This is a genomic window from Tenebrionibacter intestinalis (assembly GCF_016632365.1).
In the GTDB taxonomy this organism is placed as follows: Bacteria; Pseudomonadota; Gammaproteobacteria; order Enterobacterales; family Enterobacteriaceae; genus Tenebrionibacter; species Tenebrionibacter intestinalis.
In genome coordinates this window covers 77,085-98,056 of the sequence record NZ_JAEPBH010000008.1, presented here as the reverse complement: position 1 = coordinate 98,056, position 20,972 = coordinate 77,085, and the positions used below count along the sequence as shown (strand labels likewise).

Below are 20,972 nucleotides of genomic sequence, written 5' to 3'. Positions count from 1 at the left end.
CACCTCCACAGGAGGTGGTGTTCAGATGGGTATAAAAAGTGACCTCGTTTAGAGGTCACTCAGTGTGTTGTCGAACGCCGATACGTGCGGCTTTAAACCGAAATATCAGAAATTAAAGTAGCAAAAAATAGACGCTTTTTTTCGACCGATCGTGACAAGAAGGGCAAAGCCACGTTTTTAACCTTTTTTGTCAACAACCTGAGCAACCGTATTTAGCGGTAATAGGCCTTTATTATTGTAACGCGATACTTAATATCGTTGAGGCTGAATAATCGCCGGCGACGATATTGCCATCGGTTTTAAGCGTCGCCATAACCGTTAGCGCATTGTCGCCTGCCGCCAGATTTATTTGCTGTTCACTGGCAAGCGACGTGCCGTTCACGTAAAGGCTGGCGGTAAGGCCAGCGTTACCGCCGTTTTTTAGCGTGATATTACCGTTATCCAGATTGCTGATACTGGCTGTGACCGCGCTGCTACAGGTCAGCGTAACGGGAACGCTCCGCTGTGCGCCGTTAACCTCTTTTGTATTTAGCGTGCCAAAATCAATATTGATGTTATCAAGGTTAAAATTGCACGATACCTGAGGCGGCGGCGCGCGGAAACATTTGGCTCCCGGTAGTTGATGGGATTGTCTGTTATCCGAGACGCCAAACGTAAAACAGCCTTTCCAGTGTATCGGCGCTGAATATATGCCTTCGCCTGAAGTGCCCGTATTGTTTATCATCGTCTGAATGAGCGAAGCCCATGTAACTGAGGAATTATTGGGCACGCCGAAAGACCACGGCGCATTCGTTTGCAGGTAATTATCTCCCGATGAGTTAACCAGAACGTCAAATTTCCCATGTGGAAAAAAGAGATTGCCGGGAATGTCATTAGAAGAAAATTTCCATGAGTATTTATAACAGGCGGTAAGCCCCGGATAGCCGTTGGGGCATTCGCTGACGTCAACGCTGATGACATCCACAATTTCCGGATGGCCGAGCGCATGAGCAGGCGAAATACTGAGCGAGAAGATATACAGAGCAACAGGAAGCGCGGTTTTCAGCCCCCATTGCAGGGTGGTTTTTCCCGGCAAAAAGAGCAGGTAAATGAAGTTTTTCATTCTTTCCTCAATAGTTATTGCACAACATGCATTCAGGCAATATCAAAATTATTGATAGTCAATCATCATGGTTGCCGAGGCGGCGAATGCGCCTCCTTTCAATGGGTTTTCCGTTAATTTTATGGGCGCTGCTGATAACTGCGGCGCTACGTTACCATCAAAGTTAATCCATTGATTAACAGGCAATGTTTGCCCGTTACTAAAGAGTTTAATACCAATATTTTCCTTATTGGTCTGCAATGCGCTGTTATTAAATGTACTGGCGGTTCCCGATATTTTTAATTTGAGCGCGTTATTGGTGCGTTGGGCGCAGTCCAGCGAATAAGTTATAGCCTTTTTATATTCGTTTCCATCAATAAGCGTCGTCAGTAGATTATCGCCAAAATTAACGTTAATCATTTCGCCATTATTAATTACGCAGGGCGAAGTCTCAACTTTAACATGTACTGTTACCGTGCTGGATATGCCCCAACATAACGGTGATGTAATACTAACGATCAGGGTAACGAATAGAGGCATCAATAATTTTTTGAACATGGGTATAATTACCATATTTGCACTGTTTACTCGCCGTTAATGGCAACAGGTTATCTTATTTGCGTATTATTACTAATCTTCATTACTGATAGCTAAAATTCACTGTCGCAACAGCGCTAAAGGTTCCCGGGATAATGTTTTTTTGTGCTACCGCCGGTGGTTCAGCCTGTATATAAGCCTGAAGCGTCAGCGTATTGTCCCCGTCTGTTAACAGACGGCTTGCTCCCGGCTGATTAAAAGGGATGTTCTGCCCGTCCGGTTTTTCCAGCCCAATGGCTATTCCGTGAGCCTGGGAAGACGCAGAAAGCGCAAGTAAGCCTGGAAGCTGGCTATCCTCATTGCCGCTTAGCGTTACCGACACCTGGCGGGCTACGCTGCTATCGCAATTTTGTAGATGCAGCGCCAGCGCTTTGCCTGGCGTGCGCAAATTTTTATACAGGTCACGGTTAATCACATCGCTGAATACCAGCGTAACGTTAACGCCGTCTGCGGGAATAGAGCAGGGCTGTGCCGTGAGCGCGCCGTGGAAATGTATATTATCCTTCGCCTGAAGGCTGGCGCTGCGCGTTAGCAATAAAAGCATACACACTATTGTCGCGCCTGCCCGGCGTAGTGCGTTGGGCCTTTTTTGGCTGTTCATTATCGATACTCCGCCAGTAGGGTTGCTGTGGCGTCGAACTGGCCTTCGGTGAGCGTGGCGCCTTTTTCGCTCACCGGTACGGCAAACAGTGCGGGTAGCCTGGCCATATCGACAGTAAAGGGCGTATTAAGCGTAAATGGACGCTCCCCCAGTATCAGACGTATGCCTAAACCGGGCTTAGTTGTTTGCACTGCCGCTGCGTCAAACGCGCTGGCCGTCCCCCTCAGCGTCAACGTGAGCCCGGTTTTCGCGGCATTTGCATTACAAGTTAGCTGGTAGTCTATGGTCTGTTGGTAATGCGCCCCGTCCACTTTTGCGATAGCCACATGCTCGCCAAAAGAAACGTCAATCATTTTGCCCTGATTAATGGTGCACGGCGGCGGTTCAATTAATGTACCTGTAAATTGCATATTCTCTTGCGCATGCAGGCAGGAATAAAACAAACCACCAATCAGCAGCAGCGCCAGACGTAGTGAAATAGTCGCCATTTTATTTCTGTTTCCTGTCAGCTAACGTTGTGTAGCCAAAAAAGTGTCCGGGCCGCCCGCTTTCTTTTGGCGAGCGGGCCGCAGGCGGACAATATGCCGTTTTCGCAACCGGCTTTGCCGACTCTTGCCGCGTATGCGCAAAGTAATAGCCCGTTTTCTGGCGAAATGGCGCAGCGGCGTCTCTTTGCCCGGTGTTTTTCATTGTTTTCCTCCGGAGCATGTGAATTAGCTGCCCTGCTCGATAACGCTCGCTTTACAGGTGGGGCCGCTGCAGTGAAACTGCAGTTGAGGGCGGCCGCCGTAGTCGTTGATATAGGTCAGCACCGGGCTATTGCCCAGCTCTGCTGCGCTCCCCTTAAGACGTTGCTGGCTTTTGGGGGCAACCATTAAGGCTTCAAACCCAGCGGCCGTCTTGCCTTTTAGCGTGCGGCTGGCATCAATGATCGTGATGTAATAGGGGGTTGGATTCATGACCTGATATTTATCGCCCTGGCGAATCAGCGTAATTTGCTGCTGCCACGGCGTTTCCATTTCGTTGGCGCTTTTCATTATGGCCTGTGGCCGATAAAAAAGTTTGATGCGGGTTTGTAGCGCAATCTGTAAAACATTGGGTTCATTAGCGCGTGGCGGTATTTCACGTAAGTTAAAATAAAACAGGCTTTCGCGATCCTGCGGCAGGGTACTGACGGTCGGCAGGCCCTGAATTTTTAACTGGCTTCGCTCTCCTGGCTCCATGCGTTGAACGGGGGGAAGCACCATTAACGGATTATTTATCTTTTCGCCTTTTTCATTTTCCAGCCAACCCTGAGCAAGGTAGGGCAGTTTTTTATTTTCATTGGTGATGCTCAGGCTCTCTGACTTTTGGCTACCGTCAAAAATAATTCGGGTGCGATCCAGCGCAATGGCCGCATGCGCCGTGGGTATGGCCAACGAACCACTGACGAAAATGAACATTACCTGGCGAATAATTGTTTTTCTCATAGCAAATCTCTCTGTAAAAATAAAATGGGCGCGCTCGTTTTTCCGCTACGGTCTTATTACCCGGCGGCAAGGAAGCATGAGTTTATTGAGCGACGCCTGTGCAAGCCTTGTCGGGAAGGAGATAACGCACTGGCTGTCGGACCAGTTGACCGTCATTTCATCGCCCGGATTAACCCCGCTGAGATAAGCGCTGCCATCGTCATTGATAATGCCGACTTCTTGCTTTTTCTGGTTCAGCACGCTTGCGCCAAACGGCGGCGCGGAGCCGTCAGGCAGGCGAATTTGGGCAATCGCTTTACTCCCTTCGATAACGTTAAAGCGTCGATAGCCTATTGCGCCTTCGGTTAGCGTTGCCTGCACCACGGAGGTCTCGGCCTCGGCATTGTCGGGAATCTGGTTTAAATCAATGTCAACGCGATTGCGATAGTAGCTTCCCAAATCAGCGATGGCGGCCTTACCAAAATCGTTGCTGTGGGTATTAATGCCGGCGCCGTGAATGGGTATTCCGGCAACGCCGTCAGTATCGACAAGCATTCGCGTGCTGCCAGGGTTGCCATTGCCGTGTAGCGCGGCGCCTTTTGCCGTTGCCGTCATACCGCCGCGTACGCCCAGATTTAGCGAGGCGTAGCTTCCTTGCTGATAGCTGACACTGGTATTAACTTCTGCGTAATCGCCCTTATGGGTATAAAATGCGCTTGCCGTATATTTATTACCGTTGGCAACGCCGCTATCTATTTGGTAGCTGTCGTTATCATTAATGCGGCCGAAATACGTCACCTGATGTCGGTTTTCGCCGCGCGTTATGGTTCCGCTATAGCTCAGGCTACCGCCATTGGCAAAAGGTAACGATGCGGAAATATACATGCCCTCGTCTTTAACGTGGTTGTAGTTATAGCGGTAAGCGGCAAGGGATAAGTTGACGTCCTTAAAATGGCCGATATCAATATAGCGCGATAGCGATAAATCATAGCGGTTGCTTTGTGGGCGATCCCAATAGGTCTGGCGGCTGTAGTTTAAATAGGCGGCAAGGCTTAGTTTTGTAAACCGCTTGCTTAACGAAACCGTATACATTTCTTTACTGCTATAAACCGGTTCACCGCGTTGCCACGCCTCAATAAAATCATTAATCCCCAAATAGTTGCGTTCAGCAAAACGATAGCCTGCAAAGGTTATCTGGCTGTCATAGCGATCGAAATTTTTTGAATAGCTAAGGCGATAGGAACGGCCGTTCAGGGTTTCTGCCTGCCACGGCGTGCGGGCCCGCGATTGCGTAACGTCAAAAGACAGCGCGCCAAGGATTAACAAATCCCGCCCAATCCCGGTTGCCAGCGCCTGATAATTCTCACCGCCTACTGCGCCGCCGTAGAGCGACCAGCCGTTACTGACCCCCCATGAGAATTCGCCAGTGCCCAGTACCGGCCCTTCAGCGTGATGCCTGAAATCAAGTGGGCCGACCCGCGGCCAGCTTATAACGCACCGTACCAGGACGCGTCAGATAGGGGATATTTGCCGTTTGTACCGTAAAGGTTTGGGTTGTTCCGTCCTGTTCTTCAACGCGCACGTCCAGTTCACCGGTTACGGCGTCATTAATGTCCTGAATTCTGAAGGGGCCTGCGGCAACCTGGGTTTCTTCAAGGATCCTACCCTGCTGGCTGATAACAACGCGGGCATTGGTGCGGGCAATACCCGTGACTTCAGGAGCGTAACCGCGCAAATCAGGCGGCAGCATGGCGTCATCGCTTCTCAGGCTGACGCCTGAAAAACGAAAGGCGTCAAAAATATCGCTATTAAGATAATTCTCACCCAATTCAAGCTTAGCGCGGAAGGCAGGCAATGCCCGATAAAAGTAGTAACGGCTCCAGCGCCAGGCTTCCTGCGGCACCTGGCGTTGTCTGGAGTGATTGACCCTCGCCTGCCAGTCGGCGCGAAATCGCCATGCTCCCAGGTTCGCACCGACGGTTCCGTTGCCGCTAAGGCTGCGGCTGCTGGCGCTGCCCTGCTGCTGGCGATTTTGCATATTGAGATTGTAGTCAAATATAACGCCGGGAATGCCGTTATCCCAGCGGGAAGGCGGCTCCCAGTTCTCGCTGGCGTATTCCAGATACGCTTGCGGAATATTAACGTACAGCGACATCGTCCCTAAATCGCCGCGCAGCGTCGTACCCGGTAAACTTTCCGGCGTCATACATTTACCGTTATGCCACCAGGTTAATGCTTTCTGTGCCTGGCGAGTTAATGCCAGTTGCGCCACCATTTGCGCAGTGATACAGGCGCTACTGCCTTTGGGATCGTTATCCGGCGGGTAAAAAGTAATGTGCTGTTCGGGTATCTCCTGCTTATTAACGCGCAGGGACATAGTATATTCACCAGGCATAATATACCCCCGGTGGGAAAACTGTGTCATGTCAATATTATTGCGATCGGCAGCATCGAGGATATCTGTATTAAACTGGATGTTGTCCTCTCCCGAAGCGCCGTATGACCAGAAAATGATGAAAGGACAAATCAATAATATTCCAGGTCTGAAAGACAATATCGGGGAAGTTAAATTATTATTGTGCATAGTTTTATCCGATGGCTGACTTGCTTTACAAACAGGGTTGTAAACCTGGGTTTGAACGTTATAAATAGCTTATTTTAAAATGTACTGCCGCATTGTAATTTCCAGGTTTTGGGGAGTGTCCGGTGCTGACCGGATAGACCCTGTAATTTAATGCTAAATTATCTGGTGAAATAATTTTTGCGGGCGAGGCCTCTCCTGGCGTTATAATATGCCCTTGCATGTCGTAAAAGTTTAAAGTCACGCCCTTTGCTGCCGCTTTAACGTCGGTTAATACTGTATTACTGTCAAACGCGACGTTAAAATATTTTTCTGTAGAGCGATCCTGTAGCAATTTTTTAAGGGCGCAGTGTATTAAAAAAATCGAGAAGCGCTGGCCTGGGGCTTGTGCGTAATGGATGTTGTCGCTAACGCTTAAGCTTTTTATCGCAACGGTCTGGTTCATTGCCTGAGTGGCAATTGAACAGGGCGTTTCTACAATGCTGCCTTTCATATTGATATAGCCTGTTTGTTGCCCGGTCATGGCAGGCGAGCAAGCGCTGAATAATATGATCAATAGGAAAGTGAACATTCTGAAGCCAGTATTGTTAAACATGAGCGTACCTGTTCTTTGAGTCGTGGCTGTATACATGCGGAAGCCCGCATGTATGCATTAAACGCGCTTACTGGTAGGTAAGAGTGAAGTTAGCAATACTTTCAAAACTACCCGGAACGATTTCAACCGGTGTCGGGCCGTCTTCACCGTTACCGGTGCTGCCATCGCCTTGTAGGTAAGCGCTAAAGAGCAGCGTATTTTCGTTTACCTGCAATGCCTGCGGGGTGGTTGGCTTGCCTAATTCAATCGGATTGTTAGACGCATCAAGCAGCGCGATGCTGGCGCCTTTTGCAGACCCGGTAATGCCGAGCAAACCATTTGCTCCGGCAGGGCCAGTAAAGGTGGTTGTTACTGTTTTTTGCGTACTCAGGCTGCAATTTTCCAGATGAATCTCGAAGTTCTTCGGCGTTGACTTGCCGCTGTTTTGTAGCGCAACGCTGGAGATTTTCCCCAGTTTCACCTGTTGCTCAGTGCTGTCTGGGTTAATAGAGCATGGCGCGTCAATGATAGAACCCGTAAATGTTACTGTACCGCTGCCCTGATCTGTTGTTGCATGGGCAAACGCAGACATACCAAGGATGTTGAATGGTTAGAAAGATAACGATGGTAAACAATGTTAAAACAGCATAATGGTATTTATGATTTATTTTCATTCTGGGTTACTGATACCGAATAATCATTAAAACAGCTAATGAGCTGATCGTCGTGACTGTTGTATATGCACATAACGATAAGGGCATTTAACATATTATTCGTTTTATGTTCTCCCCCCAACGTATGAACGTAAAATTTGGCTTTGTTTGTTTTGCAATCAATGTTGTATTTGGCCGCCAGTTTTTCTATTTTCTCTGTGCCCGATAATGCAGGATATAGGTTGGTAAAAGGCCCCAGAAACAGCAGTGAACATTGTTGGTTGTTTGCTATCAAATCGTAGCTTGCAGGCAGGATGCCGTTTTTATCACGACTGTAACTCATACCCAGTTGTAGAGCGGCGAGTAGGGTGATAATAACGAGTATCCACAGGATATAACGTTGTGTTAACGAAGACCTGCATAATCCGAATAGCCGAAAGCAAGTAAAGAAAGACGCTGTAACAGCGGATGCGTTTCTCTGCGTGTGAGTCTGGTCGCTCTGTATATTCGCTGCGGGGGGAGAAAGGCTTTTTATTTCCGGTTTAGTTTTATCAGGCCCCTCATTGTTGCTGAAGAGTGTTTGGGTCCCCGTTTTTTCTTCCGCCAGGGGTTTAACGGTTAATTCAAAAGCGAACCCAACTTTTGGTTGTGTACGTATTGCCTGGTATTCAATACCTAAAGTACTAAACATTTTACGTAGCACGCTAAGTGAATTATAGAGCGTGCTACCGGAACCGCGAAATCCATTTTCAACCCAGGCCTTGTCCATCAACATATCGCGAGAAATAAGCACCTGAGCGTTTTGACAAAAAACATCTAATAGTAATACTGCGGGATAAGGTAATTTTATTTTTTGTTTCGCGTCAATAGTACTCAGCGTTCCTTCTTTAACATCAAAAATTAGCATACTGTGCAGCAAATATCGCATGTAAATACCTAAAGCTGTAACTCTGAATAGTTCAGGGTATAGGTTTTATAGCCAAAATGGCGCATTACGTTATGTTAACTATTGAATGTGTATTCTATCTACTTTTTTTACATAACACAATTGGAGTTAAGCTCTTTCGTAAGGTGCTTAATGACTGAAGGGAAAGGTAATATTATAAAATTACATTCAGTAACTTATTGCTGAGTTAGCAGGCTAATATTGTCTGTAGGTATTATATGTTGAGTGTTATTTGCCGTGCATAATATTAAATCGACCGTATCACAACGGCTGGCACAGGACCGTTATCGCACTGCCAGAGCGTTGGGACGCACGTCTGCATATATTATGGGTCTGCGCTACGGGCAGATTGCGATTTAAGCAGGCTGTTTATGAATGAGGCTGTGTCCCTTAATCCTCATTGCTGGCGCTGAGCGAAAAATCCGCAGGCAAGGCGCAGGGCACAATGGCCCTCTGTTCAGGCCCAACAACGCAGTCAGCGGTTTTTTCGCATGCGCCCCAGCAGCATCCATGCTGGATTAAGGGAAACAGCCTGGACTAAGCTGCGTTTTATATGCCTGGAGAGGAATGAAAATCGTTATTCCGCTGGCTGACGGGGCGGTTAGCCAGCAGAACTTTTATAGCCTGACAGTAACGGGATTCACTTGCGGCTGAACCCCGTTACTGCCGATACCGCGTCTGAACACGCTTTGCAGGCGAGGCGCCTTCAGGCCGCTTCTGTCTTATATAGCTTTTTTTTATCCTTACGCGGCTGCGGTTGCGGCTGCGCGGCAAGCGCCTGTGGTTCGAACTCATCAACGTTAATCGTGCGCAGACGGCTGGCCTCCGCCAGACGCAAAACGTCGGCTTCTTCCGCTGTAATTTGCCCCTGCGCCAGCGCCTTGTCCGCCAGTTCGTCCAGACGGGTAAAGGGCAGATGTTTACCGGCCGCTTTGCACAGGCGCGCATGGATTGGCTCGGCGGCAAGGGTATCATACAGGGCCTGCTCAATCTGACCGAACGGGTTATGTTCGTCTGGCGTCAGATACTGGCCGCGGCCGAGGCGTGAACGGGTCGCTGACGGCGTTTGCAGGATCTGCGCCAGCTTGCTATCCAGCGTGTCGGACGGTGCGCGGCAGGCGCGTCCCAGTGGGAAAACCGCCAGGCGCATTGCGCCTGCCGCAAAACGGTTCGGGAAATTACGCAACAGCGCGTCGATAGCCTGCTCGGCCTGGTACAACGCATCCTGAACGCCCCAGTGCAGCAGCGCTATATCCGCCTCGTTGCGGCCTTCGTCGTCATAACGCTTAAGAGCCGCGCAGGCAAGAAAGAGCTGACTGAGTACGTCTCCAAGACGTGCGGACATGCGTTCGCGGCGCTTCAGGCTGCCGCCCAGTACCGCCATTGAGACATCCGATAGCAGCGCCAGATTCGCGCTCAGGCGGTTAATATGCTGATAATAGCGGCGCGTCGCGTCGCGGGTTGGCGCGGCGCTGGCAAGGCCGTTGGTCAGGCCTAGCCAGAAGCTGCGCACTTTGTTGCTGGCGACGTGGCCGATGTGTTTAAACAGCAGCCTGTCAAACGCGTTAAGGTCTCTGTTTTGCGCGGCGGCCATCTCCTCAAGCACATAAGGATGGCAGCGTATTGCGCCCTGCCCGAAAATCATCATGCTGCGGGTCAGGATGTTGGCGCCTTCTACAGTAATCGCGATAGGCGCGCCCTGATAAGCGCGCGCGAGGAAGTTGCTCTTGCCAAGCATAATGCCCTTGCCGCCTGTGATGTCCATCGCATCAATAATGGCGCGCTGGCCGCGGTGGGTGCAGTGGTATTTCACAATGGCTGATAATACCGCCGGTTTTTCACCCTGCATAATACCGCTGGTAATCATCGTTGCCGCCGCGTCCATGACATAGGCGTTCCCGGCGATGCGCGCCAGCGCTTCTTCAATACCTTCCATTTTGCCAATTGGGATTTTGAACTGCCGGCGGATGCGGGCATAGGCGCCGGTAGCCAACGCCACGCTTTTAAGGCTGCCGGTGGAGTTTGACGGCAGCGTAATACCGCGGCCTACCGACAGGCATTCCACCAGCATGCGCCAGCCCTGGCCGGCCATTTTCGGGCCGCCGATGATGAAATCGATCGGCACAAAAACATTGTTGCCGCGGGTTGGGCCGTTCTGGAACGGTATGTTTAGCGGGAAGTGACGTTTGCCGATTTCTACGCCCCGGGTGTCGGTGGGGATCAGCGCGCAGGTAATGCCTGGCGCTTCGTCATCGCTTAACAGACGATCGGGATCGTAAAGCTTAAACGCCAGCCCCAATACGGTGGCGATCGGCGCAAGCGTAATGTAGCGTTTGTTCCAGGTCAGGCGCATGCCCAACACCTGTTGTCCTTCCCACTCGCCCATACAGACCACGCCGGTATCCGGAATGGCCCCGGCGTCAGAACCGGCTTCAGGACTGGTGAGGGCAAAGCAGGGGATCTCGTCGCCGCGCGCCAGGCCCGGCAGATAGCGATCTTTTTGTTCATCTGTGCCGTAGTGCTGGAGCAACTCGCCCGGACCGAGGGAATTTGGTACGCCGACGGTAATAGCCAGAATGCCGGATACGCCGGCCAGTTTTTGCAGTACGCACGCCTGCGCGTAAGGCGAGAACGCCAGGCCGCCATACTCTTTTTTAATGATCATGGCGAAGAAGCGGTGCGTTTTCAGGTAAGCCCACAGTTCAGGCGGCAGATCGGCAAGCTCGTGGGTTATCTGAAAGTCGTTCGCCATGCGGCAGGCTTCTTCCACCGGGCCGTCGATAAAGGCCTGTTCTTCGGCGCTAAGGCGCGGCTGCGGATAATTGTGCAGTTTGTTCCAGTCTGGCCGGCCGCGAAACAAATCGCCTTCCCACCAGGTGGTGCCCGCATCGATAGCTTCTTTTTCGGTGCGCGACATTGGCGGCATGACGTTATTAAACATACGTAACGCCGGGGCTGAAAACAGAGACTTGCGCAACGGCGTAATCGTTAGCGGCAATAAAATAACCCCCAGCGGCAACAACATCCAGGGCGTCCAGAGACCTGTTGCGATAAGCGCGATTGTCCACAACGCCATAATAGCGCTGCTTACCATCAGGGCTATCTGATGGTAAAAAAGCGCAGCGAGCGCAACAACGGTAAAAATAATACTCAACGTTAGCATGAGAAAACTCCCCTGGCTTGCTTGAGGTCTGACCAGTAATGAGTATTGTTGTAGTTGCTTCCCCTGTTTTTATCAAAATGTTTACAAGATAATTACAACCTGGCTCACAATGTGACCCCCGGCGCCAGCGAACCTGGGCAGCGCAGCGTGGCGCTTCTCGCCCGTAGCGCTATCCGGTACACTGCTTATTATGACTCGCTAAAGCTAAAGGAACCTCTCATGTACCAGGATACTATCCGTAGTGAACTGAACGAAGCCGCTGATACGCTGGCGAATTTCCTGAAAGATGACGCCAGTATTCACGCTATTCAGCGTGCGGCGGTGATGCTGGCGGACAGTTTCAAAGCCGGCGGAAAAGTGCTCTCCTGCGGTAACGGCGGCTCTCACTGTGACGCCATGCACTTTGCTGAAGAGCTGACTGGCCGCTACCGTGAAAATCGCCCGGGCTATCCCGCTATTGCAATTTCCGACGTCAGCCATCTCTCCTGCGTCAGTAACGATTTTGGCTATGAGTATGTTTTCTCCCGCTATGTTGAAGCCGTAGGTCGTGAAGGCGACGTCCTGTTAGGGCTGTCCACCTCCGGCAATTCCGCAAATATTATTAAGGCCATTGAGGCGGCGCGCGCAAAAGGTATGAAAGTCATCGCGCTGACCGGTAAAGACGGCGGCAAAATGGCCGGCAGCGCCGACATTGAAATCCGCGTGCCGCACTTCGGTTACGCAGATCGCATACAGGAAATCCATATTAAAGTGATCCATATCCTGATGATGCTGATTGAAAAAGAGATGGCTAAGGCATAACACCTTCAGCCCTTCCAGCGATGAGGGGCGCGGTACGGGAGGCAGAAATGTGTGAACTGCTCGGGATGAGCGCTAATGTCCCCACGGATATTTGCTTTAGTTTTACCGGCCTGGCGCAGCGCGGCGGCGGCACCGGCCCGCATAAGGACGGCTGGGGGATCACGTTTTATGAGGGCAAAGGCTGCCGCACCTTTAAGGACCCACAGCCAGGGTTTAATTCCCCTGTCGCGAGGCTGGTGCAGGAGTACCCCATTAAATCCTGCTCGGTGGTGGCGCATATCCGCCAGGCCAATCGCGGCGACGTATCTTTGGAAAATACTCACCCCTTTACGCGCGAATTGTGGGGGCGAAACTGGACTTTCGCGCACAACGGCCAGCTTAAAGGCTATCGCCGTCTTGAAACCGGCAGCTTCCGCCCTGTAGGCGAAACCGACAGCGAATACGCTTTCTGCTGGCTGTTGCATCGTCTGGCGCAGCGCTACCCGCGTACGCCTGGCAATATGCCGGCAATGTTTCGCTATACCGCAGAGCTGGCGGGGGAGCTGCGTAAAAAAGGGGTGTTTAATATGCTGTTGACGGATGGACGTTACGTGCTGGCGTTTTGTTCTACCAATCTGCACTGGATAACGCGTCGCGCGCCGTTTGGCGTAGCGACGCTGCTGGACAGGGACGTGGAGATCGATTTTCAGCGCGAAACCACGCCGGATGATGTCGTGACGCTCATCGCCACCCAGCCGCTAACCGGTAATGAAAACTGGAACCGGATAGCGCCTGGGAGCTGGGCGTTATTTTGTCTGGGAGAAAAGCTGGTTTGAGGCCAACAGCGGCTGGCCGCCGTTACTCACGTAAGGCCGGGCGTTGACGACATACTGGCCGTTGTGCACGCTGACCATCGGCGGTTGCCTGTGCTGCATAAAATAGTCATATCCTGGCTTCAACTGTTTCCAGAAGCTGGCGTAATAGGCGTGTTTGTGGCGCGCCATGTTGGCGTCGTTCATACGAAACGGATAAATGCTTACCTCAACGCGCGGCTGGCCGAAGACCAACGCGGCGGTGACGTATTGAAAAATCTCATCGATGCCGTTATCGGTCATGGCGTAGCAGCCTACTGAAACGCAGGCGCCGTGTATCATCAGATATTTGCCGTTGTAACCGTTTTGCCTGTCGAATTCGTTCGGAAAGCCGATATTGATGGCTTTATAAAAGCGGCTGTCTGGCTTGAGCTGGCTGCGGTCTACGCTATAGAACCCTTCCGGGCTTTTATAATCCCCCATGCGCCGCTTCGGTCCCAGACCGCCTGAGTAATTACAGATATTGTAGCTTTTCATGAGCTGGTACTTTTCACCTGACTTCACCCACAGCTCAAGCGTGCGTTCTTCTTTAAAAATCTGAATATAGACCGGAGCGCCCATAAATCGCTGCTTATCCTGCAGCGGGGAAGGATTACTACTAAGCAGGCCGGCATAAGAGATGCACGGCAGGAGAAGCATCGCAAAAAACAACGCGATCGTACGCATACTACTGGTTTCCTTTATAAACCGGGAACAAAAAACCTGAGCGGTAAACAGGCCCTGAATCAGAATGCACTGGAATTTTGCGCTCACATTATCACCGCCTGTAATTTTCGCAAGCGCAGGAAAGGCGTTTTACATAACGGCGGCATTTTAATCTATTTCGCCTCGTTTGCCCAAAAGTTGCGTTTTCCTTCGCATTGTTGACTACAGGTAGACAGTAGTTATGCCGTTTGCAGGGGAATTAATGTTAAAATTGGCGCGAAAAACGATACAGGGACAAGAATTAGGGGGATTTCTGTGTTTGGTTTATGGGATCTTCAGGTACCCTCTTTTTCCTTTTCCGTTTAACGGAAGTAATACCACTCTGGCGTCGCGCATGCTGCGGCGTAATAACAATAATCCATACTTACTTAACCTTATGATCAAAATTAAAAAAGGGCTCGATCTGCCGATAGCGGGCGTACCGGAGCAGCGCATTGATAAATGCCCTGCGCCGCGCCGCGTTGCGCTGTTGGCAGAGGAATATATTGGTATGCGCCCCTCTATGCTGGTTCGGCAAGGCGACCGGGTACGCAAGGGGCAGGCGCTGTTTGAAGATAAGAAAAATCCCGGGGTTTTTTATACTGCCCCAGCCAGCGGCACGGTGGAGGCCATCAACCGCGGCGAACGCCGTGTGTTACAGTCGTTGGTCATTGCCGTAAGCGGCGATGAACAGGTTGATTTTGCTCGCCACAGCGTTGAGGAGCTGGAAACACTGCCGCGCGATGCCGTCATGCGCCAGCTTCTGGCTTCCGGGCTCTGGACGGCCCTGCGCACGCGTCCGTTCAGTAAAGCGCCGGTACCTGGCAGCGTACCCGCCGCGATTTTCGTTACTGCGATGGATACTAACCCGCTGGCCGCCGATCCACAGCCGATTATTCACGCGCAGCGCGCCATGTTTGATGCCGGGCTGACGGTGCTTACGCGTCTGACGCAGGGCAAAGTACACGTTTGCCAGGCCAGCGGCGGTAAACTGGGCGGCCATCCGCAGCCGCAGGTCACGTTTAATGAATTTGCCGGCCCGCATCCCGCCGGGCTGCCGGGCACCCATATTCACTTCCTTGAACCGGTCGGCCTGCATAAGCAGGTTTGGCATCTCAACTACCAGGACGTTATCGCAATCGGCAAACTGATGGTGGATGGCGAACTGTGGACAGAGCGCGTTATCGCGCTCGGCGGCCCGCAGGTAAAAAAACCGCGCCTGTTGCGCACTCAGCTTGGCGCATCCATTGAAGAACTGATCGAAGGCGAATTGCGCGACGGTGAAAACCGCGTCATTTCCGGCTCCGTGCTAAGCGGCGTTCAGGCGTGCGGCCCCCATGCATTCCTTGGCCGCTTCCATCTGCAAATTACAGCGTTAACGGAAGGGCGCGAAAAAGCGCTGTTTGGTTGGGCGATGCCGGGGAAAGACAAATTTTCTGTTACCCGCACGACGCTTGGGCATTTCCTGAAACGCCGACTGTTTCACTTTACCACCGACACCCACGGCGGCGAGCGCGCGATGGTGCCTGTTGGCAACTACGAACGCGTGATGCCGCTGGATATCCTGCCTACCGTACTGTTACGCGATCTGCTGGTGGGCGATACCGATAGCGCGCAGGCGTTGGGTTGCCTGGAGCTGGATGAGGAAGACCTGGCGCTGTGTACCTACGTCTGTCCTGGTAAATATGAATATGGCCCGGTATTGCGCGACGTATTAACGCGCATTGAGCAGGAAGGGTAAGCAATGGGGTTAAAGCATTTTTTCGAAAAAATAGAGCCGCACTTTACCGGTAGCGGCAGGCTGGCGAAGTACTATCCGCTGTTTGAAGCCACGGCTACGCTGTTTTACACGCCGGGCCAGGTCACGCGCGGCGCTTCTCATGTGCGCGACGCAATCGATCTCAAACGCATGATGATTCTGGTGTGGCTGGCCGTGTTCCCGGCGATGTTCTGGGGCATGTACAACGTTGGTCATGAAAGCCTCTCGGCGCTCAATAATCTCTACGATGCGGATCGGCTGCAACAGGTATTAGCCGGTGACTGGCACTGGCGGTTGGCGCAGTGGCTGGGGGTGAACTTCACCGCCGAGGCAGGTTGGCTTAGCATGATGACGCTCGGCGCTATCTGGTTTGCGCCGATCTACCTGGTGGTATTTTTGGTCGGCGGGTTTTGGGAGGTGCTGTTTGCGATTGTGCGTAAGCATGAGATAAACGAAGGCTTCTTTGTCACTTCCATTCTCTTTGCGCTTATTGTGCCGCCGACACTGCCGCTGTGGCAGGCGGCAATGGGCATCAGCTTTGGCGTGGTTATCGCCAAAGAAGTATTTGGCGGCACGGGCCGCAACTTCCTTAACCCGGCGCTGGCCGGACGCGCCTTTTTGTTTTTTGCCTATCCGGCGCAGATTTCGGGCGACCTGGTGTGGACGGCCGCCGACGGCTTCTCCGGCGCGACTCCGCTTTCCCAGTGGGCGAGCAACGGCGGCGAGGCGCTAATTAACGTGGCCACCGGCCAGCCGGTTGCCTGGATGGACGCCTTCCTTGGCAACATCCCCGGCTCGATAGGGGAAGTCTCTACGCTGATGATCCTGCTCGGCGGCGCCGTTATCATTTTTGGCCGCATCGCCTCCTGGCGCATCGTAGCAGGCGTCATGCTGGGGATGATCGCCACAGCGACGCTGTTCAATCTGATTGGCTCCGACACGAACCCCATGTTCGCTATGCCGTGGTACTGGCATCTGGTGCTTGGCGGTTTTGCTTTCGGCATGATGTTTATGGCGACCGACCCGGTTTCCGCTGCGTTTACCAATAAAGGAAAATGGAGCTATGGCGTATTGATTGGCGCGATGTGCGTGCTGATTCGCGTCGTTAACCCCGCCTACCCGGAAGGCATGATGCTGGCGATTTTGTTTGCCAACCTCTTCGCGCCGCTGTTCGATTACCTGGTGGTGCAGGCCAACATTAAGCGGAGGAAGTTGCGTGGCTAATAAAGGAAATGACAGCACGGGCAAAACGTTGCTGGTGGTGCTGGTGCTTTGCCTTGTTTGCTCAGTCATCGTATCGGGCGCGGCGGTAGGGCTTAAATCTCGCCAGCATGAACAGCGCGAGCTGGATAAACAGCGCAACATTCTGAGCGTTGCCGGGTTAATGCAGCCGGGCATGTCCAGCGATGAGGTGCAGGCCGTATTCAGCAAGCGTATTAGCGCGCGCCTGGTGGATCTGCAAAGCGGCGATATTCTGGACAAAGATCCGGCCGCATTCAACGAAGCGCAGGCGCTGCGCGATCCGGAACAAAGCCTGACGCTAACTGCGCAGCAGGACCCGGCGGGCATTAAGCGTCGCGCCAATATCGCCGAGGTCTGGCTGGTGCATGATGAGCATCAGACAAAGGTGAAAGAGCTGATTTTGCCCATTTACGGCAACGGCCTGTGGTCGGTGATGTATGCGTTTGTGGCGCTGGAAACAGACGGACGCACCATTCGCGGCATGACCTACTACGACCACGGTGAAACGCCGGGCCTGGGGGGTGAGATTGAAAACCCCAACTGGCTGAAGCTGTTTGCCGGTAAACAGGTGGTCGATGAAAACGGCAGGCCGTCTATTCGCGTGGTGAAAGGGCGCGCGCGCGCAGGCAGCGCCTATGAGGTCGACGGCCTGTCTGGCGCGACGCTCACTTCCAAAGGCGTGCAGCACAGTTTTGAATTCTGGATGGGCGAACTGGGATTTGGCCCTTTTCTGAAGCAGGTTCGAGAAGGAGCGCTCAACAATGGCTGAAATGAGCAACATAAAAACATTCAGGCGGCTGTTGGTCAGCCCGCTGATTGCCAATAACCCAATCGCGCTACAAATACTTGGGGTTTGTTCCGCGCTGGCGGTCACGACCAAACTGGAAACGGCGTTTGTTATGGCGATATCGGTCACGCTGGTTACCGCGTTTTCCAGCATGTTTATCTCCTTGATTCGCCACCATATTCCAAATAGCGTGCGCATTATTGTGCAGATGACGATTATCGCCTCGCTGGTGATAGTGGTGGATCAGTTGCTGCGCGCCTTCGCCTACGAGGCTTCCAAACAGCTTTCGGTGTTTGTCGGCCTGATTATCACTAACTGTATCGTGATGGGGCGCGCCGAGGCTTACGCCATGAAGGCGCCGCCGCTGGCGAGCTTTATGGACGGTATCGGCAACGGCCTTGGCTATGGCGCAGTCCTGATGATAGTGGGTTTTGTTCGTGAACTCATCGGCAGCGGCAAGCTGTTTGGCGTCACCGTGATGGAAACCGTGCAAAACGGCGGCTGGTATCTGCCAAACGGCCTGTTTCTGCTGGCGCCAAGCGCGTTCTTCCTGATCGGCATGCTGATTTGGGGCCTGCGTACTCTTCGGCCCGAACAGCAGGAGAAGGAGTAACGAATGGCTTATTACATCAGTCTTTTTGTGAGATCTGTGTTCGTGGAGAACATGGCGCTGGCCTTCTTCCTCGGCATGTGTACGCTGCTGGCGGTGTCTAAAAAAGTCTCCACCGCATTTGGTCTGGGCCTGACGGTCACGCTGGTACTCGGCATTTCGCTGCCGGTCAATAACCTGGTTTATAACCTGGTGCTGCGCGACGGCGCGCTTGTCGAAGGCGTGGATTTGAGCTTTCTCAACTTCATTACCTTTATTGGCGTGATTGCGGCGCTGGTACAGATACTGGAGATGGTGCTGGATCGCTTCTTCCCTTCGTTGTATCACGCGCTCGGGATTTTCCTGCCGCTTATTGCCGTAAACTGCGCCATTTTTGGCTGTGTGTCGTTTATGGTGCAGCGAGATTACAACTTCCCTGAATCCGTGGTATACGCCTTTGGCTCCGGCATCGGATGGATGCTGGCTATTGTTGCGCTGGCGGGGATCCGTGAGAGGCTTAAATACGCTAATGTTCCGGTTGGCCTGCGCGGGCTGGGGATTACATTTATCACTACCGGGCTTATGGCGCTGGGCTTTATGTCCTTCTCCGGTGTGCAGTTATAAGGGCGGTTCGATATGGAAATTATTCTTGGCGTAGCCATGTTTACGCTCATTGTTCTGGCGCTGGTCTTGATGATTTTGTTGGCCCGTTCGAGGCTGGTCAGCACTGGCGATATCGTTATTGAAATTAACAATGAGGCGGATAAACAGTTCCACGCGCCGGCGGGTGATAAGCTGCTGAACACGCTCAGCGGGCAGGGGATTTTTGTCCCCTCGGCCTGCGGCGGCGGCGGTTCCTGCGGCCAGTGTAAAGTCACGGTGAAAGAAGGCGGCGGTGAAATCCTGCCGACCGAACTGGCGCATATCACTAAGCTTGAGGCCAAAGAGGGCTGCCGCCTGGCCTGCCAGGTGGCGGTGAAACAGAACATGAAAATTGAGCTGTCGGAAGAGATCTTCGGCGTCAAAAAGTGGGAGTGCGAGGTTATCTCTAATGATAACAAAGCGACGTTCATTAAAGAGCTGAAGCTGAAAATCCCGCAAGGCGAGGTAGTACCGTTTCGCGCGGGCGGCTACATTCAGATTGAATGCGGTCCGCACACCGTGGACTATGCCGATTTCGACGTGCCTGAGGCCTACCGCTCCGACTGGGATAAATTCAACCTGTTCCGCTTTCGCTCTGTCGTAAAAGAGCCGTGCGTGCGCGCGTATTCAATGGCGAACTATCCGGAAGAAACGGGCATCATTATGCTTAATGTGCGCATCGCTACGCCGCCGCCGGGTGTGCCGAATGCGCCGCCGGGAGTGATGTCCTCTTATATCTGGTCGCTGAAGCCGGGCGACAAGGTGACCATTTCCGGTCCATTTGGCGAGTTCTTTGCAAAAGAAACGCAGGCGGAAATGGTGTTTGTGGGCGGTGGCGCGGGGATGGCGCCGATGCGTTCACATATTTTCGATCAGCTTAAGCGCCTGAAGACGCACCGTAAAATCACTTTCTGGTACGGCGCTCGTTCGCTGCGCGAAATGTTCTATCAGGAAGAGTTTGAACAACTGGCGCGTGAAAACCCGAACTTTACCTTCCATATCGCGCTCTCTGAGCCGCTCCCGGAAGATAACTGGACGGGGTACACGGGCTTTATCCATAACGTGTTGTATGACAACTATCTGTGCGACCATCCGGCGCCGGAGGACTGCGAATTTTACATGTGCGGGCCGCCGATGATGAATGCGGCGGTAATTAAGATGCTTAAAGATCTCGGCGTGGAGGATGAAAATATCCTGCTCGACGACTTTGGCGGCTAACGGAGGCGCGTATGGTAACGGTATTCCTGGCGACGTTTGCGGTCTTTGGGCTGGTTATTCTGGGGATGTCGCTGGGCTATATGCTGCGGCGAAAAACGCTGCAAGGGAGCTGCGGCGGCATCGGTTCGCTGGGGCTTGAAAAAGTTTGCGACTGCCCTGAACCGTGTGATGCCCGTAAGGCGCGCATGGCGCGGGAAGAGAAGTTAAACCAAAAACGCATCCTGTAAAAAAACGGCGCCCTGCAGGCGATGCTGGGCAGGCGAAGTTAAGGGGCCGTTCACTTAAAGCCCGATGACAAAGGAAACTTCAGGTGAGCGGCCCCCCTGCGGCCCGCTTTGCCGCACGCACTATCACAAAATACGTATGCTGGAAAGATACGGGAAGATAAGCGCTAAATACAGCGTATAAGCGCCTGTAAAAATCAAAAACATTGGTTTCCAGCGCCTGCCGAGAATATTTTCCCGTTTCCATAAATAAACGGGAAAGAACAGTATGCCCCACAGCGGGTGTGGAGAGCGCAGCCCTGCGTTAGCCAGCGCCCGGCGATCCAGCGTAATGAATATCATTGAGGCCGCCAACTGCAGCGCCGCGATGAAAATATATTCAAGCTCAATACCCGTAAAGCTCATCAAAAAGGGATAAAGGATAAGCAGCCAGCACCAGAAATTGTTTGGCTTGCTGCTTTCTTCGCTTATTAAACTTGCCATCACGCGTCCATGTGTTTGTTGATTAGAGTGCGGTTTTGCCCGGATTTA

General features: G+C 52.4%; 22 protein-coding genes. 9 read left to right on the top strand and 13 right to left on the bottom strand.

What is annotated here, in order from left to right; all coding sequences use genetic code 11:
- Window positions 1-232: 232 nt before the first annotated feature.
- The 11 genes from JJB97_RS04735 to fadE all read right to left on the bottom strand — a co-directional run bounded on the left by JJB97_RS04735 (window position 233) and on the right by fadE (window position 11,644).
- Complete coding sequence (locus JJB97_RS04735; protein WP_238712834.1) at window positions 233-1,102, bottom strand: MrpH family fimbial adhesin; 870 nt, start codon at window positions 1,100-1,102, stop codon at window positions 233-235.
- 48 nt (window positions 1,103-1,150) lie between these two features.
- Window positions 1,151-1,639 (bottom strand): fimbrial protein, encoded by a 489-nt coding sequence (locus JJB97_RS04730; RefSeq protein WP_238712832.1) that lies wholly within the window; start codon window positions 1,637-1,639, stop codon window positions 1,151-1,153.
- An 82-nt stretch (window positions 1,640-1,721) separates the two neighbouring features.
- A complete protein-coding gene (locus JJB97_RS04725) occupies window positions 1,722-2,279 on the bottom strand; it encodes a fimbrial protein (RefSeq protein ID WP_238712830.1) in 558 nt (185 codons plus the stop codon).
- Window positions 2,279-2,767 carry a fimbrial protein gene (locus JJB97_RS04720; protein WP_238712829.1) on the bottom strand — a complete coding sequence of 163 codons (489 nt, stop codon included), beginning with the start codon at window positions 2,765-2,767 and terminating at the stop codon, window positions 2,279-2,281. The genes JJB97_RS04725 and JJB97_RS04720 overlap by 1 nt, the downstream gene beginning before the upstream one ends.
- Window positions 2,768-2,992: 225 nt before the next feature.
- Window positions 2,993-3,721 (bottom strand): fimbria/pilus periplasmic chaperone, encoded by a 729-nt coding sequence (locus JJB97_RS04715; RefSeq protein ID WP_238712843.1) that lies wholly within the window; start codon window positions 3,719-3,721, stop codon window positions 2,993-2,995.
- A 72-nt stretch (window positions 3,722-3,793) separates the two neighbouring features.
- On the bottom strand, window positions 3,794-5,161 hold the full coding sequence (locus JJB97_RS18525) for a fimbria/pilus outer membrane usher protein (protein WP_263457864.1): 1,368 nt from the start codon (window positions 5,159-5,161) through the stop codon (window positions 3,794-3,796).
- Window positions 5,162-5,189: 28 nt separating this feature from the next.
- Window positions 5,190-6,257, bottom strand: coding sequence for a fimbria/pilus outer membrane usher protein (locus JJB97_RS18520; protein WP_263457860.1), 1,068 nt, complete (start codon window positions 6,255-6,257; stop codon window positions 5,190-5,192).
- Window positions 6,258-6,369: 112 nt separating this feature from the next.
- Window positions 6,370-6,903 (bottom strand): fimbrial protein, encoded by a 534-nt coding sequence (locus tag JJB97_RS04700; RefSeq protein WP_238712827.1) that lies wholly within the window; start codon window positions 6,901-6,903, stop codon window positions 6,370-6,372.
- Between the two features lie 67 nt (window positions 6,904-6,970).
- Complete coding sequence (locus JJB97_RS04695; protein WP_238712825.1) at window positions 6,971-7,474, bottom strand: fimbrial protein; 504 nt, start codon at window positions 7,472-7,474, stop codon at window positions 6,971-6,973.
- Between the two features lie 65 nt (window positions 7,475-7,539).
- Window positions 7,540-8,463: a winged helix-turn-helix domain-containing protein gene (locus JJB97_RS04690; RefSeq protein ID WP_238712823.1), complete on the bottom strand. Its 924-nt coding sequence runs from the start codon at window positions 8,461-8,463 to the stop codon at window positions 7,540-7,542.
- Between the two features lie 724 nt (window positions 8,464-9,187).
- Entirely contained in the window at window positions 9,188-11,644 is a 2,457-nt protein-coding gene (gene fadE, locus JJB97_RS04685; RefSeq protein WP_238712821.1) for an acyl-CoA dehydrogenase FadE, read from the bottom strand.
- A 219-nt stretch (window positions 11,645-11,863) separates the two neighbouring features.
- Here fadE and lpcA point away from each other — a divergent pair, with 219 nt between their 5' ends.
- Complete coding sequence (gene lpcA, locus JJB97_RS04680) at window positions 11,864-12,445, top strand: D-sedoheptulose 7-phosphate isomerase (protein ID WP_238712819.1); 582 nt, start codon at window positions 11,864-11,866, stop codon at window positions 12,443-12,445.
- A gap of 47 nt (window positions 12,446-12,492) precedes the next feature.
- Window positions 12,493-13,260: a class II glutamine amidotransferase gene (locus JJB97_RS04675; protein WP_238712817.1), complete on the top strand. Its 768-nt coding sequence runs from the start codon at window positions 12,493-12,495 to the stop codon at window positions 13,258-13,260.
- Here the strand turns inward: JJB97_RS04675 and dpaA are convergent.
- Window positions 13,231-13,962: a peptidoglycan meso-diaminopimelic acid protein amidase gene (dpaA, locus tag JJB97_RS04670; RefSeq protein ID WP_238712814.1), complete on the bottom strand. Its 732-nt coding sequence runs from the start codon at window positions 13,960-13,962 to the stop codon at window positions 13,231-13,233. The genes JJB97_RS04675 and dpaA overlap by 30 nt on opposite strands.
- A 415-nt stretch (window positions 13,963-14,377) precedes the next feature.
- On the opposite strand from dpaA, the gene JJB97_RS04665 reads away from it, so the two are divergent.
- Genes JJB97_RS04665 through nqrM form a run of 7 tightly spaced genes read left to right on the top strand, consistent with a single transcriptional unit; the run spans window position 14,378 to window position 20,444 of the window.
- Entirely contained in the window at window positions 14,378-15,721 is a 1,344-nt protein-coding gene (locus tag JJB97_RS04665) for a Na(+)-translocating NADH-quinone reductase subunit A (protein ID WP_238712841.1), read from the top strand.
- A gap of 3 nt (window positions 15,722-15,724) precedes the next feature.
- Window positions 15,725-16,963, top strand: a complete 1,239-nt coding sequence (locus JJB97_RS04660) for an NADH:ubiquinone reductase (Na(+)-transporting) subunit B (RefSeq protein WP_238712812.1) — start codon at window positions 15,725-15,727, stop codon at window positions 16,961-16,963.
- The gene (locus JJB97_RS04655; protein ID WP_238712810.1) at window positions 16,956-17,750 is read left to right on the top strand and encodes a Na(+)-translocating NADH-quinone reductase subunit C; all 795 of its coding nucleotides are present in this window, start codon (window positions 16,956-16,958) and stop codon (window positions 17,748-17,750) included. Before JJB97_RS04660 ends, JJB97_RS04655 begins: the two co-directional genes overlap by 8 nt.
- A 1-nt stretch (window position 17,751) precedes the next feature.
- Complete coding sequence (locus JJB97_RS04650; protein WP_399198082.1) at window positions 17,752-18,381, top strand: NADH:ubiquinone reductase (Na(+)-transporting) subunit D; 630 nt, start codon at window positions 17,752-17,754, stop codon at window positions 18,379-18,381.
- A 3-nt stretch (window positions 18,382-18,384) separates the two neighbouring features.
- Window positions 18,385-18,981 carry an NADH:ubiquinone reductase (Na(+)-transporting) subunit E gene (gene nqrE, locus JJB97_RS04645; protein ID WP_238712804.1) on the top strand — a complete coding sequence of 199 codons (597 nt, stop codon included), beginning with the start codon at window positions 18,385-18,387 and terminating at the stop codon, window positions 18,979-18,981.
- A 12-nt stretch (window positions 18,982-18,993) separates the two neighbouring features.
- Window positions 18,994-20,217: an NADH:ubiquinone reductase (Na(+)-transporting) subunit F gene (nqrF, locus tag JJB97_RS04640; RefSeq protein ID WP_238712800.1), complete on the top strand. Its 1,224-nt coding sequence runs from the start codon at window positions 18,994-18,996 to the stop codon at window positions 20,215-20,217.
- 11 nt (window positions 20,218-20,228) lie between these two features.
- Window positions 20,229-20,444 carry a (Na+)-NQR maturation NqrM gene (nqrM, locus tag JJB97_RS04635; protein WP_238712797.1) on the top strand — a complete coding sequence of 72 codons (216 nt, stop codon included), beginning with the start codon at window positions 20,229-20,231 and terminating at the stop codon, window positions 20,442-20,444.
- Window positions 20,445-20,567: 123 nt separating this feature from the next.
- Here nqrM and JJB97_RS04630 read toward each other — a convergent pair whose 3' ends face one another.
- Window positions 20,568-20,924: a hypothetical protein gene (locus tag JJB97_RS04630; protein WP_238712795.1), complete on the bottom strand. Its 357-nt coding sequence runs from the start codon at window positions 20,922-20,924 to the stop codon at window positions 20,568-20,570.
- Window positions 20,925-20,972 lie beyond the last annotated feature (48 nt).